Origin of the sequence: Terriglobus sp. TAA 43, from assembly GCF_000800015.1 — a bacterium.
GTDB lineage: Bacteria > Acidobacteriota > Terriglobia > Terriglobales > Acidobacteriaceae > Terriglobus.
Genome location: NZ_JUGR01000001.1, coordinates 277,771 through 290,604, shown reverse-complemented (window position 1 = coordinate 290,604; position 12,834 = coordinate 277,771). Strand labels below are relative to the sequence as shown.

11 protein-coding genes are annotated in these 12,834 nt (G+C 59.2%); 6 read left to right on the top strand and 5 right to left on the bottom strand.

What is annotated here, in order from left to right; all coding sequences use genetic code 11:
• The first annotated feature begins 37 nt into the window (after positions 1–37).
• Entirely contained in the window at positions 38–1,474 is a 1,437-nt protein-coding gene (gene glmU / locus M504_RS01200; protein ID WP_047487010.1) for a bifunctional UDP-N-acetylglucosamine diphosphorylase/glucosamine-1-phosphate N-acetyltransferase GlmU, read from the top strand.
• Between the two features lie 40 nt (positions 1,475–1,514).
• Here the strand turns inward: glmU and M504_RS01195 are convergent, their stop codons facing one another.
• A complete protein-coding gene (locus M504_RS01195; protein ID WP_047487006.1) occupies positions 1,515–2,525 on the bottom strand; it encodes a hypothetical protein in 1,011 nt (336 codons plus the stop codon).
• Positions 2,526–2,636: 111 nt separating this feature from the next.
• Between M504_RS01195 and M504_RS01190 the strand changes: the two genes are divergently transcribed.
• Positions 2,637–3,440, top strand: coding sequence for a hypothetical protein (locus M504_RS01190; protein ID WP_047487003.1), 804 nt, complete (start codon positions 2,637–2,639; stop codon positions 3,438–3,440).
• A gap of 56 nt (positions 3,441–3,496) precedes the next feature.
• On the opposite strand, the gene M504_RS01185 is transcribed toward M504_RS01190, so the two are convergent.
• Positions 3,497–3,682, bottom strand: coding sequence for a hypothetical protein (locus M504_RS01185; RefSeq protein ID WP_047487001.1), 186 nt, complete (start codon positions 3,680–3,682; stop codon positions 3,497–3,499).
• Positions 3,683–3,921: 239 nt separating this feature from the next.
• Here M504_RS01185 and uvrA point away from each other — a divergent pair, with 239 nt between their 5' ends.
• Together uvrA and M504_RS01175 are read left to right on the top strand one after the other, a co-directional pair.
• Positions 3,922–6,942: an excinuclease ABC subunit UvrA gene (gene uvrA / locus M504_RS01180; protein WP_047486996.1), complete on the top strand. Its 3,021-nt coding sequence runs from the start codon at positions 3,922–3,924 to the stop codon at positions 6,940–6,942.
• The gene (locus M504_RS01175; protein WP_047486993.1) at positions 6,939–7,928 is read left to right on the top strand and encodes a CPBP family intramembrane glutamic endopeptidase; all 990 of its coding nucleotides are present in this window, start codon (positions 6,939–6,941) and stop codon (positions 7,926–7,928) included. The genes uvrA and M504_RS01175 overlap by 4 nt, the downstream gene beginning before the upstream one ends.
• An 8-nt stretch (positions 7,929–7,936) precedes the next feature.
• Here M504_RS01175 and M504_RS01170 read toward each other — a convergent pair whose 3' ends face one another.
• The 3 genes from M504_RS01170 to M504_RS01160 form a co-directional block, all read right to left on the bottom strand.
• The gene (locus M504_RS01170) at positions 7,937–9,133 is read right to left on the bottom strand and encodes a hypothetical protein (RefSeq protein WP_047486991.1); all 1,197 of its coding nucleotides are present in this window, start codon (positions 9,131–9,133) and stop codon (positions 7,937–7,939) included.
• 326 nt (positions 9,134–9,459) lie between these two features.
• A complete protein-coding gene (locus tag M504_RS01165) occupies positions 9,460–10,041 on the bottom strand; it encodes a hypothetical protein (protein ID WP_047486988.1) in 582 nt (193 codons plus the stop codon).
• A 68-nt stretch (positions 10,042–10,109) separates the two neighbouring features.
• Positions 10,110–10,673 carry a TetR/AcrR family transcriptional regulator gene (locus tag M504_RS01160; protein WP_232296114.1) on the bottom strand — a complete coding sequence of 188 codons (564 nt, stop codon included), beginning with the start codon at positions 10,671–10,673 and terminating at the stop codon, positions 10,110–10,112.
• Between the two features lie 405 nt (positions 10,674–11,078).
• Here M504_RS01160 and M504_RS01155 point away from each other — a divergent pair, with 405 nt between their 5' ends.
• The gene (locus M504_RS01155; protein WP_047486984.1) at positions 11,079–11,498 is read left to right on the top strand and encodes a BlaI/MecI/CopY family transcriptional regulator; all 420 of its coding nucleotides are present in this window, start codon (positions 11,079–11,081) and stop codon (positions 11,496–11,498) included.
• Positions 11,495–12,814 carry a M56 family metallopeptidase gene (locus M504_RS01150; protein ID WP_047486981.1) on the top strand — a complete coding sequence of 440 codons (1,320 nt, stop codon included), beginning with the start codon at positions 11,495–11,497 and terminating at the stop codon, positions 12,812–12,814. Before M504_RS01155 ends, M504_RS01150 begins: the two co-directional genes overlap by 4 nt.
• The last annotated feature ends 20 nt before the right edge of the window (positions 12,815–12,834 follow it).

The following is a 12,834-nucleotide window of genomic DNA, read 5'->3' as shown; positions in this document are numbered from 1 at the left end:
ATCCCGCAGACGCCGTCTCCGTCGTAGCATCAAGGACATGAACCACTTCGGCATCGTCATCATGGCTGCGGGTAAAGGTACCCGCCTCAAGAGCGCTTTACCCAAGGTCCTGCACACCGTCGGCGGCAAGCCCCTCCTGCTGCACGTGATCGACGCAGCAAAGACCGCAGTCGCTGCCGAAAACATCCTCGTCGTCGTCGGTCATCAGGCAGATCGCGTAGAAACAGCCGCAGCCCCCACCGGCGTGCGGTTCGTTTTACAGCCGGAACAGCTTGGCACCGGCCACGCGCTGCAATGCGTGCAGAAGTGGTTGCATGACAACAAAGTCGCACCGCCAGAAAACCTCTTGGTTCTCTCCGGCGACGTCCCACTCATCCGCCCGGAGACCATCGAAGAACTGCGCGACACGCACCTACGCGAACGCGCCGCCATGACCATCCTGACCGCCATCCCGGACGACCCCACCGGCTATGGCCGCGTCCTCCGCAAACAGGACGGCTCCGACGACGTCGCTGGCATCATCGAACAGAAATCGCTCTCAGAAGACATGCTCGCCACACCGGAGCGCCTCCGCGAGATCAACAGCGGTATCTACGCCTTCGACACGCAAAAGCTCTTCGATCGCCTCGGTCGCCTGCAGAACACCAACTCATCCGGCGAGTTCTATCTCACCGACGTCGCCGCCATGCTCGTCAACGACGAAGAGCGCGTCATCGCCATCCCTGCGGATTCCGTGGACGAAGTCCTTGGCGCGAACACCATCGCAGAAATGATGCACCTGGACGCCAGCCTTCGCGAACGCACCACGGCAAAGCTCATGGCGCAGGGCGTCACCATCTTCCGCCCCAAAACGGTCACCATCGACGCCTGCGTTGAAGTCGCCGCAGACACCATCCTGGAGCCCTTCACACAGCTTCTTGGCAAAACAAAGATCGGCCCCAACTGCCGCATCCGCTCCTACTCGGTCATTGAAAACTGCGTCGTGGGCGAAGGCGTTCTCATCCGCAACGGCAGCATCCTTGCGGATTCCATCATTGGCGACGGCGCGCAGCTTGGCCCCTACTGCCACATCCGTCCGGAGAGCCACATCGGCGCAAACGCGCACGTTGGCAACTTTGTGGAAACGAAGAAAACCACGCTCGGCGAAGGTTCCAAGGCCAACCACCTCGCCTATCTCGGCGACGCCGTCATTGGCACTGGCACCAACATTGGCGCAGGCGTCATCACCTGCAACTACGACGGTGTAAACAAGCACCGCACCACCATCGGCAACGGCGTCTTCGTCGGCTCGGACTCCACTCTCGTCGCGCCTCTCACCGTGGACAGCGGAGCGTACATCGCAGCCGGAAGCAGCATCACGGAAGACGTACCAGCAGACGCACTCGCACTCGCGCGCGCTCGCCAGGTAACGAAACCAGACTGGGCAAAGCGCAAGCGAGAGGCCTTGCAAGAAGCCCGCAAGGCCCACACCTAAACCAGTTCAAATTGCAGAGAGCGAGTAGCCGGTGACCAGCTTAAAGCGAAGTCATCGGCTCTTCGCTCACAAACGTGCTGCCATCCGGCAACTCCGAAACAATCCACACACCGCGAAAAGCACCACGCAACTCCGGATAAGCTGCCACAATCGCCTTTGCTGCAGCGGCATTCCGCGCGCGCGACGCCACCGGATCATTCAGCACGGTATCCACCTTCACATGCGCCAGCACATCCAGTCCTGCGTTCGCCGGAGCATTCTCAGCACCGAACGACGTCACACGGACCTCCGTGCCCTTCCCATCGCCAATCACCAACGGCTGTTGCGTGCTGACACCTGAAGACAGTGCTGGCGGCGCAGCCTTACTGCGTTCCTCCTGCAACTTGTCCAGATGAGCGCTTGCGATGAACGACACCGGCTTCAGCAACTGCTCCGCTGCCGAGTAATACACATACGCGTTCCACGCCTGTTTCTTCGCCGCATACTCACGTGCAGCTTTCCAGTAAAAAAGCCCATCGTGACCGGCGACAGTCGTCGCACGCGGAAACAGCCCGCCCAACTGCCACTGTCCCGGCGCACTCTCACGCATCAGCAACGCCACCTGCCACGGCGCAGCCGCACCCACCGTATTCAACACCACCAGTCCGTATTTACCCGGTGGCAGCGATGGAATCAGAAAACTTGTCTGCGAAGCGCCACGATTCAAGCTGCAGAAGAACTGCGCGTCCTGCGAATCGCCCCGCAACGACGACGCATCCAGCAACCACGCTGTCTCCGGAGCAAATTTCGCACCCTGTAAATGCGACGCCGACCGCTGTATCACTCCTGCAATGCCGGAGAAATCGCTGGCAAACTGCGGCATCGTCTGCGCCTTCACACCGTCAGCGTTGTTCGCCGCGGCCAATGTCGCAAGACTCTCCGCCGCTCGAACCATCCCATCGCGCACAGCCGGATCCATCGCCGCCTGCGTCGTGCAGGTTTCCGCAAACACTGGCGCTGCCCCCAGCAGGAGCACCGGCAGCCATCGAACACATAGCATCGTAACTTTCATGAACCTCGGCAACGGCAATCCTTCGCCGTGGTTGCTAGTCTAGTACAGACGTTCTACCAACCATCGTGTGAGCCAGACGGCAACGTGAAACGTCTTACCGGAGGAATGGCAATGCGATCCACGGCAATCACGATCTTCCTCGTTTGTGCGCCAATCCTTGGTGCACAAACCACGCCTGTAGCTGCCATTCCAGCAAGCGCCCCGACGCAATCTGTGTCTGACCTACCCTCCGCTCGCCCCAACGCCGTCGCAACTGTTCCCGGCGCAGCAAGCAAAGTCACGTGGGACGGCTCCCGATTGACCGTGGAAGCCAGTGGCGAAGCCATGCCAGAACTCCTTGGCCGCGTTGCCCACGAAACTGGCATGAAGATCACCGGCGGCATTCCGGACGAACGCGTCTACGGCAAATACGGCCCAGCCTCCGTGCAAACGGTTCTCGCGCAGCTTTTCGACGGTCTCGCGATCAACATGATGCTGGTGAACGAAACCGCCACCAAGCCCAAAGAGTTGCTGCTGACAGTACGAACAGGCGCTGCGACCCCGCCTTCCACGCGCCAGGTAGCCACTGACTATCCACAGTATCGGCCAACTCCAGTCCGAACATCTCCGCCGCCCATGCCGCCGGCAAACCCCACCCGACCGCCCCAGCAGACCCCGCCGACCCAGCACGCCGAGCAGGCCCCAATCAACGGATCGCAACCCGCCTTCCCGCCGCTCGCACCGCCGCCTGCCGATAACACCGCCTTTACGAACAACGGCAATACGGAACCCACAACGTCCACAACTTCGAACACCACGGACAATGGCGCCAGCACGACCGACAGCGGCCAGCCGCAGTCGCCCAACGGCGTAAAAACCCCGGAACAGATCTTTGAAGAATTAAGAAAGCGCCAACAGCAGCAGAACCCCCAATAGGCGCAAGAAAAGGCGGCTGGAGAGCCGCCCTTCGGGGGATTAAGATTCTCTTAGGTTTACGCCAGGTCCACCGCGGTGGCAGCCGCCATCCGCGCCGCCTCACGCTGTGCAATCCGCTGCTGTGCCACCTGGATCGAATGGATCTTGAACACGTGGAACATGCCCACGCACAGACCATACGCCAGCAAAACACCAAAGCTAAGACTTGCCAGAACCGCACATACCAACATCAACGTCGTCACTGCCGCCTACTCCTGTCCTGGAAATGATGCAATCAAGGTGCCAACCTGCGACCGGGGGATTAAATCTCAGGCAATGTCAGTCATAATTCACTGCTCTTGCGCGCGGAAGTACCTATGCAGATACCCAGCCATCTCTGGCCTTCCGGCGTTATCGCACACACTTTCAGTATGCCCCATCTGCAAGACTGGCGTGGATAAAGTACCCTAGAATATGCGGCCTAACACCGCCGCCACACGCTATGAGCATCTCCCAAATTACCGTACGCGGCGCCCGGCATCACAACCTGAAAAATATTGACGTCACCATCCCGCGGAACTCGCTGACGGTGGTCACCGGCCTGTCCGGATCGGGAAAAAGTTCCCTGGCATTCGACACAATTTACGCAGAGGGCCAGCGGAGGTACGTAGAAACTCTCTCCGCCTACGCGCGTCAGTTCCTCGACCAGATGGAGCGCCCTGACGTCGATTCCATCGATGGCCTCTCCCCGGCCATCTCCATCGAGCAGAAAACCACCTCGCGGTCCCCACGTTCCACCGTCGGCACCATCACGGAAATCTACGACTATCTGCGCCTCCTCTGGGCCAGCGTCGGCAAGCCACATTGCCCCCAGTGCGGCCATGAGATCAGCCGTCAGTCCGCCGACCAGATCGTCGAACGCATCGTCGCCCTCAAGCCCGGCGAACGCATCACCGTCCTCGCGCCCATCGTCCGCGGCCGCAAAGGCGAATTCCGCGAAGAACTCGAATCCCTCGACCAGCAGGGCTTCCGCGTCCGCATCGACGGCGAAATCACCGAAGTCACCGAGGGCATGCGCCTGGAGAAGCGCAAGAACCACACCATCGAAGCCATAGTCGACCGGGTCATCCTCAAGCTCGACGCCGAAGGCAAGCCCGACACCCGCCGCCTCGAATCCTCCGTCCAGAAAGCCCTGCAGATGGCTAACGGCCTCGTCATCATCGCCATCCACGGCATGGACGAGACGCTGTACTCCACCTCCATGGCCTGCCCCGACTGCGGCATCAACGTGCCAAAGCTGGAGCCGCGCTCGTTCTCCTTCAACTCCACCTACGGCGCCTGCACCGAGTGCAACGGCCTTGGCAGCATCTACGACTTCGATCCCGGCAAGACCATCACCGACTGGTCAAAGCCGCTGCTTGACGGCGCAATGGGCCCCGGCTCCGGTTCAGCGTACCTGCTGCGCCTCATCAAGCTCTTCGCCGACAAGAACAAGATCAACCTCAAAGTCCCCTTCGAAGACCTCTCTGAAGCGAACCAAAAGCTTCTGCTCTACGGCCCACCCCGCGCCGAAGCCGGACGCACCGGCTTCCACGGCATCTTCGGCTACCTCCGCGACACCCTCGAAGAGTCCAAGTCCGACGCCTTCCGCGAGTACTACATGCAGTACATGTCCGCGACGGAGTGCCCCGCCTGCAACGGCAAGCGCCTCCGCCCGGAATCCCTCGCCGTCAAGGTCGACAGCCAGTCCATCAGCGACTTCACCTCGCTCGCGCTGGACGACGCCATGGCCAAGGCCCGAAACTTCCACTTCACCGGCCGCGAAAAACTCATCGCCGACCGCCTGCAGAAGGAAGTCATCGAGCGCCTCGAATTCCTCAACGCGGTAGGACTCAGCTATCTCTCGCTCAACCGCAGCGCGGCAACGCTCAGCGGTGGCGAAGGCCAGCGCATCCGTCTCGCCACACAAATCGGATCACGCCTGCGCGGCGTCCTCTACGTACTCGACGAACCCAGCATCGGCCTCCACCAGCGCGACAACATGAAGCTCATCGCCGCCATGGAGAACCTCCGCGACCTCGGCAACACCGTACTCGTCGTCGAACACGACGAAGACACCATCCGTAAAGCCGACTACGTGCTCGACCTCGGTCCCGGCGCAGGCAAGAACGGCGGTCACCTCATCGGTGCAGGCACACCCGAACAGATCGCAGCCAACACCGAATCCGTCACCGGCAAATACATCTCAGGCGAAATCGATATCCGCAGCAACGACGCCCCGCGCGCCCTCAGCGGCAAAGAAATCGTCGTCCAGGGCGCCCGCGGACACAACCTGAAGAACGTCACCGTCGGCTTCCCTCTCGGCGCGCTCGTCGTCATCACCGGCGTCAGTGGCAGCGGCAAGAGCACGCTCGTCAACGACACCCTCTACCGCGTACTGGCCAAGCATCTCTACCGCAGCAAGGAAGAGCCGCAGCCACACAACCGTGTCACCGGCATCGAGCAGATCGACAAAGCCGTCGAAATCGACCAGTCCCCCATCGGCCGCACACCGCGCTCCAACCCGGCAACATACACCGGCGTCTTCACGCAGATCCGCGACTACTTCGCCATGCTGCCCGAGAGCCGCGAACGCGGCTATAAGTCCGGGCGCTTCTCCTTCAACGTGCAGGGTGGCCGCTGCGAAGGCTGCCAGGGCGATGGCCAGCGCCGCATCGAAATGAACTTCCTGCCCGACGTCTACGTCCTGTGCGACGTCTGCAACGGCCGTCGTTACAACCAGGAAACGCTCTCGGTAAAGCTCAACGGCTACTCCATCGCAGACATCCTCGAGCTGTCCATCTCCGACGCTCTCGACGTTCTCGGCGACATCCCCAACATCAAGCAGAAGCTGCAAACGCTCGTCGACGTAGGCCTCGGCTACGTTCACCTCGGCCAGTCCGCAACCACACTCAGTGGTGGCGAAGCCCAGCGCATGAAGCTGGCGAAAGAACTCTCCAAACGCCAGACAGGACGCACGCTTTACCTCCTCGACGAACCCACAACCGGCCTGCACTTCGACGATGTCCGCAAGCTCCTCGAAGTGCTGCAGAAGCTCGTCGACCTCGGCAACTCTGTCCTCGTCATCGAGCACAACCTTGACGTCATCCGCAACGCCGATTACCTCATCGACATGGGCCCCGAGGGCGGCTCAGGTGGTGGTACGGTAGTGGCATCCGGTACGCCGGAGCAGGTCAGCAAGGTAGCTGCGTCGCACACCGGCAAGTTCCTCGCCAAGCTGTACCGCGAGCGCCCCGGCAGTGAACGCGCACCAGCCCCGGCTTACGTCGAACCGGTAGTCGTGAAGACGGAAGTAGCGAACCCAACCAAGTTCGCACCCTCCGCAGAAGAACGCGCTGCACGCCGCAAGGCCGCAGCAAAGAAGTCTGCCGAGAAGAGCAAGGCCAAAAAAGCCGCAGCAAAAGCGGCCGTGAAGACGTCTACAAAGACAGCGACCAGGACGACAAGGAAGAAAGCCGAGTGACGGAACCTCAACCGAATGAACCCAGCGTCACACACGAGGGCTTCCGTCCGGAAGACCACTTCGTCATTCGCTCCCAAAGCGATGAAGCCTCTCCTGCGTCCGCGCTGCATTCCGATGTCTTCACCAACACGACCTTCACGCGTTCCCCAAGCGATGTGCCGCACGATCTGCTGACGCATCAACCACGCCAGCCGAATCTCGGCTACTCCGCCGCCCTGCTTGGCATTGGTGTTCTGGCACTCTTTGCGGTCTCCGTCTTCATCGGCATCATCGGCTTCATCACCCACACCAAGCTGCTGGCAAGCTCTGCATCGCTTCCTCTCACCAGCATCCTGATTGAAGCGGTCACCTTCCTCATCACCTACGGCATCGCGTACATCGCATTCCCGCGCTTCTGGCAGCGTCCCTTTGGACAGGTCATCCACTGGAATCCTGCGGTGGCAAAGGAGCACGTGCCGCAACTCATCGGCGTTGGTATCGCGCTGAGCATCGTGGCGCAGGCGTTGGAGAGCCTCTTAACGCTGCCCAAGGAAATGCCAGTCGACGCCTTCTTCAAGCAGCCGTCAACGCTTTGGATCATCGCCATCTTCGGCACGTTCGTTGCCCCTGTCTGCGAAGAAGTCTTCTTCCGCGGATTCCTGCTGCGCGGCTTCGCCATCTTCTTCGACTGGATTGCACTGCCAAAGACCGACGAAGCACGCGAATGGTGGCAATCCACCACTGGCCTGTCACAGCGCAGCATGATCCTGAGCGGCGTTCTCACCAGTGGCCTCTTCGCTGCCATGCACGCAGCGCAGCTGGGATGGGCCTGGAACGCAGTCGGAGTGTTGTGGGTAGTTGGCGGCGGACTCACCTACATCCGCATCCGTTACAACTCCGTCGCCGCCAGTTCCGTCGTGCACGCTGCTTACAACGGACTTCTGTTTGCCATCATGTTCGTCATCACCGGCGGATTCCGCCATCTCGACAAACTCGCAAATCACTGAGTCTGGACTCAATCCTTCTTCAAGCCCGGCAGGAACTGTAAGGCTGACTTGAAAGCTTCCGTCCGGCTTGCATAAAGCGGATCAAGCAACGAGATACAGCCCACTGTCAGCCACGCTGCCGCGCCGAATGTGAGGAACCCGCTCATCTGCACAGGGGGATCCCTGTGCAACACATGCAGCAACAGAAGAATGCCCACCGGCAGAAAGCTTGCTAAGAGCGTTCTCAGGCCTGAAAACAGCGTTGCCAATCGCCCCGTCCGGTTATTCGCGGAGCCTGTATCAGCCACTGCGATTCCATCCCAGTCTCCAAGGCCGAGACAGGTCAGGACCGAACCAAGCTCTTTCAGAAAATACTCCCTCGTATCTCTACGCGGCATTGCCAGCCAGCCTTTGAGATCGCGGATGTGGGCGGCAATGCGCCTGCAGCGAACCGATACCCATCCGCGAAACAAAACGTCCTTGTCGGAATAGGCTGTTGGAATGCCGTTCTCAATCACGCGTGCAATCGCATCAAGCTCTTTCATCAATTGCGCGCGGAATAACAGCTTCTCCCATTGCCCAGGATTCGCTTCCGTCTTCCCCATCAAAGCGACGATCATGATCAGGATGCGAGCGTCCGCCTGGCGTCTGAGTTGACGAGCAATCCAGAACAGCATCGGCGTCAGAGTTAGACCGAGGGTCAGGATAAAGATGCCAATAATTCCAACCCCAAGCATCAAGGAATAAAGCGGACGGAACCACCAGTCGTCAGCTATGCGGATTGCCCATGGAAAACTGGCAACCAGAGACACAATCAATGCGACAGGGTATATCGCGAGCCAACCAATTGCGGAACCACTGTTCTTTGCTTTTGGCAAAAAGAAGATTGAGAAATAGGCGAAAAATGCTCCCGCAGCGACGAACCAACCATTGACGTTTGGCCCGGTCAGAAGTTTTCCCATCCGGTCTAACGTCAACACGATTGCAGGTAAGCAGAGAGCGAGCCCAGCAAGTGTCAGTACGGCGTACTGCAAGAATTGTGGCGATCGTGAGGTGTGGATGCGATTGATCGCGCGACGCACCGCTGGATAGATAACCCGCTTAACTTGTGGATCAATCGTCTGCAACCCAACGAAAATGGCGCGATCTTTCTTGATTTGCTCGATCAGCAGACTAACTTGATGCCGTTTCCATTTGGAGGGATTTGCCGGGGGCATTAACTTCATAGCCCGCTGAACCTCCGCCAGTGTTTGCGAGTTAGGTCGATTCATATCTGAACCTGATCGGCACCCTTTCGGTCCTTGCTCAAATGCTTTTCAGGCATGACCTCAGCAACAGGCACCTGAAGAAGTTGCAGCGGAGATTCAGAAGTTAGCGTTGTGGAAGAGACTACAGTCTGTCGACAAAATTGCACATCCTTGATTACCAGAAAATTGCCTATTCCTGGTCAGCCTTTTGAGCCATCGCACACCAGGTCGTCAGATCTATAGATCCATGCAATGAAGGGCCCCGGTTTAAAAACGGGGCCCTTCATACAGCACGCAGAATCCACTTACGAAGCGGACGATTGTGTTGTCAGCGCTTCAGGATGAGCAAGCCGCCGAGCAAGCAGGACACCAGCAATCAGGAAGTAAATCGCACCGAAGATTGCGTATCCGCCAAGGTCTTTCACGTGAACCTTCCCGCTCAATCCACCCAGTAGAAAAGCGATACCCGCCAGGCTCGATTGCGCGCCGCTCAAAATCATCGCCCACTGCCCGCCAAGCTGTCTGCGACGGATCAGTCCGGCAACAAGCTGCAGCAAGCCTGCTCCCAGCGCCCATGCGCCAAAGGTTGCGATAGCAAACTTCGGTTGATTGAAGATCGTGAACCCGATCCCCGCAGCAACAGCCGTGCCCAGCACAGCATTCACCACCTGCGATGTCCGCGCGCTTCCATCAGAGTTTGAGGTCGTCAGATCCCACAGCGTGCAGGCCACGTCCCAAAGCGGATAAGCGACGAGAAGAACTGCCGCGACGCTCGGCTGCGTCTCCGCCGTTGCCAGCACTCCCACAGCCCACAGGATCTGAAACACGGTGCGAACAAAATACAGGTTGCGCAAAGAGCGCGAGGACGCCAGGACGTTGGTCTTCATAAATCACCTTTACCTTCTAGTTGGTAGGTTAACTTCACACAAGGACGCCATCACTCGTCCTCACAGATTTAGCGTTTTGCGATCCGTTGAAGGGCCGCGCTGGTTACAAGCTGAAAGACCTCGCAATTGCCAGTGGTGCGCGCTGTGAGCATGGCCCCATGCACAATCGCCATCAGCGTCTGCGCTTCGGTCGCTGCAGGAGCATCGAGATGGATCACGTTGGCCTTCACGCCCTCATTCAGAACGCGCTCCATCCATCCGCTTAGCGTCTGGAAATGCAGGATCACTTCGGCCTGCACTTCCTCGGGGAGTGACGGCAGTTCGGCCGCCAGCAGCGCAGCAATGCAGAACGGAGCCGTGCGGTCCCGTATGCATCCCTCCCAGTACTGGACGTAGGCTTCCAGCCGCTTCCAGGGATTCTTGATCTGCGAATCAAGCATCTCCGTCGCTTCCATCAATCGCTTCCGATACGACTTCAGAACGGCCACAACAAGCCCGGCCTTCGTCGGAAAATGATGATGAATACTGGGCTTCTTGATCTTCACCGCATCCGCGATATCGGCATAACTGAACGCCGAATACCCCCGTTGCACCATCAGTTCTTCTGCGGTCTTAAGAATCCGTTCTGCCATCTCACCTTGCATACCGAGATAGACTACCGACTAGTCGGTATAGTCGCAAAATCTTTTCAGATTTATTTGCGAACCAAAACCTGTCAAGCCCCACCACCACCCAACCTCAACAAACAAAGAGAGATAGAGTTGGCATGGTATTTACACCAAACCATTAAAATAGAAACAGCCAGCAAAATCTGCTGTTTGCTGGCTGCTGACTCGCTGATCGGCTTCTCTTCTAATCCCTTTAGAAAGACGATTTTGCGTGTAACTCTAATCGCATGACGATTTTAGCGCCACCCGCGCCGTAACCCCAATAGAAAGACGATTTTAGAAAAAGAGGGGGAGGGGGGTACCCCTGGCCAAAACATCAAAGAACCCCGCTAACTAATTCCTTAATACCTCGTCCATCTCATCAGGACGATGCCGAGGAACCGCTCCAACACGCTGACCGAAGCCGAACTAAGGCTGATGCGCCTGCTCTGGCAGATTGGCGAATGCTCGGTACAGGATCTCGTCTCCGCAATGCCGGAAGCACAACGCCTCGCATACACATCGGTCCTCACCACCATCCGCATCCTGGAAACCAAGGGTTACGTAGAACACCGCCAGGAAGGTCGCGCCTTCGTATACACGGCCACAGTAGCCGAACAGGATGCGCAGCAGAGCGAAGTGCGTCACGTAATGCATCGCTTCTTCGGCAACAGCCGCGAACGCCTGATGCTTGCACTGCTCGGCGACGGCGAAGTGAGCCCCGATGAACTGGACAAGCTCAAGCAGGCCATTGCCGAAGCAGAAGCCGCCGCAGCGAAGCGCGGTGCCGAGCAGGAGGAAGCGGAATGACTCCTGTACTGACACACATCTCTTCCGTAATGGCGACGTCATGGGCTGCAAGCCTATGGCAAGGCCTCGCACTGTCGTTGCTCGCAGTAGCACTGCTGCGGTTGATGCCAAGGGCATCTGCAGCACTCCGTCACAGCATCCTGCTGGCAGTGTTCGCGGCTGCAACCCTGCTTCCCTTCCTGCACCTGCCGACGCACGTAACCGCAATGGCGCCGCAGGCATCGTCTGCAGCCATCCGCATAGCTCCATGGTTTGCAGCAGCCATCGCAGCGGTCTGGTTGGCAGCGTCCCTATTCCGCGCGGTGAGTCTCGGCATGGCATGGATGCACCTGCGCCAGGTTCGCCGCAACGCCACACCGATTGCGGTGGAGACAATGGACACATTCACCGCGGGCAACCGTCTCGCGACGCTATGCTCGTCCTCGCAGGTGAGTTCACCTGCCATCCTCGGCTTCTTCCGGCCAGTACTCTTACTCCCGGAATGGCTCGTACCAACGCTGTCCGCCGACGAGCTCCGCCAGATCGCCGCACACGAGTGCGAACACCTGCGTCGCCGCGACGACTGGATCAACCTCGCCTTGCAGATCGGCCTGGTGCTGATGCCGCTGAACCCTGCCCTGCTATGGCTCAACCGCCGGATCGCCGAGCAGCGTGAACTGGCCTGTGACGCAGCCGTAGTCGCATCCACAGCGCAACCGCTAGCCTACGCAGCCTCGCTCACCCGCATAGCAGAGCAACGGATGCAGCAGAACGGCCTACGCCTCGCCCTCGCCGCCCTCGGTCGCAGGTCGGAACTAGCCCAACGAGTACACGCCCTGCTACGCGAACCAGCAGCCGCCTGGTCCCGCAAGCAGTCCACCGCCGCCTGCAGCCTAGCCGCATTCGCCCTACTAGCCGCATCAGCCGGACTAAGCCGCGTGCCCCACCTCATCCGAGTAGCCCCCGCCGAGATGGTGCAACCCGACGTGGCGGTAACGACGCCAGCCAAGGCGATTGAGCTGTATCACCAGAAGAGTGTGACTGCTACGCCCGAAGGCCGCATGGTTCCCGCTGCGTTTGAAGTACCGCCTGTGCGTAAGCCGGCGCATCCTGTAGCGAAGACGAAGTTGAAGCATGCAGAGGAAGCCACTGAGACGGTTGCTCCTAAGGCGAATACGCCGCGTTTTGTTCGCACCGCAGCGACGGTTATACGTAAGCCACGCATGATGAAGGCTGCCGAACAGGACGACATGCAGCCGCGCTTTATTACTACCGAGTTTGTTCAGCCCTATGTGGCCGTCCCCGTTCGCGGCGGATGGCTGCTCATCGAGTTGTAGTTCCCACTAACGTTACCTGG

Excerpts from the sequence above, each read along its gene's own strand:
- glmU (WP_047487010.1), top strand. The coding sequence starts at position 38 with ATGAACCACTTCGGCATCGTCATCATGGCTGCGGGTAAAGGTACCCGC.
- M504_RS01195 (WP_047487006.1), bottom strand. The coding sequence starts at position 2,525 with ATGAAAGTTACGATGCTATGTGTTCGATGGCTGCCGGTGCTCCTGCTG.
- M504_RS01190 (WP_047487003.1), top strand. The coding sequence starts at position 2,637 with ATGCGATCCACGGCAATCACGATCTTCCTCGTTTGTGCGCCAATCCTT.
- M504_RS01160 (WP_232296114.1), bottom strand. The coding sequence starts at position 10,673 with ATGGCAGAACGGATTCTTAAGACCGCAGAAGAACTGATGGTGCAACGG.
- M504_RS01155 (WP_047486984.1), top strand. The coding sequence starts at position 11,079 with ATGCCGAGGAACCGCTCCAACACGCTGACCGAAGCCGAACTAAGGCTG.
- M504_RS01170 (WP_047486991.1), bottom strand. The coding sequence starts at position 9,133 with ATGAAGTTAATGCCCCCGGCAAATCCCTCCAAATGGAAACGGCATCAA.
- uvrA (WP_047486996.1), top strand. The coding sequence starts at position 3,922 with ATGAGCATCTCCCAAATTACCGTACGCGGCGCCCGGCATCACAACCTG.
- M504_RS01150 (WP_047486981.1), top strand. The coding sequence starts at position 11,495 with ATGACTCCTGTACTGACACACATCTCTTCCGTAATGGCGACGTCATGG.
- M504_RS01165 (WP_047486988.1), bottom strand. The coding sequence starts at position 10,041 with ATGAAGACCAACGTCCTGGCGTCCTCGCGCTCTTTGCGCAACCTGTAT.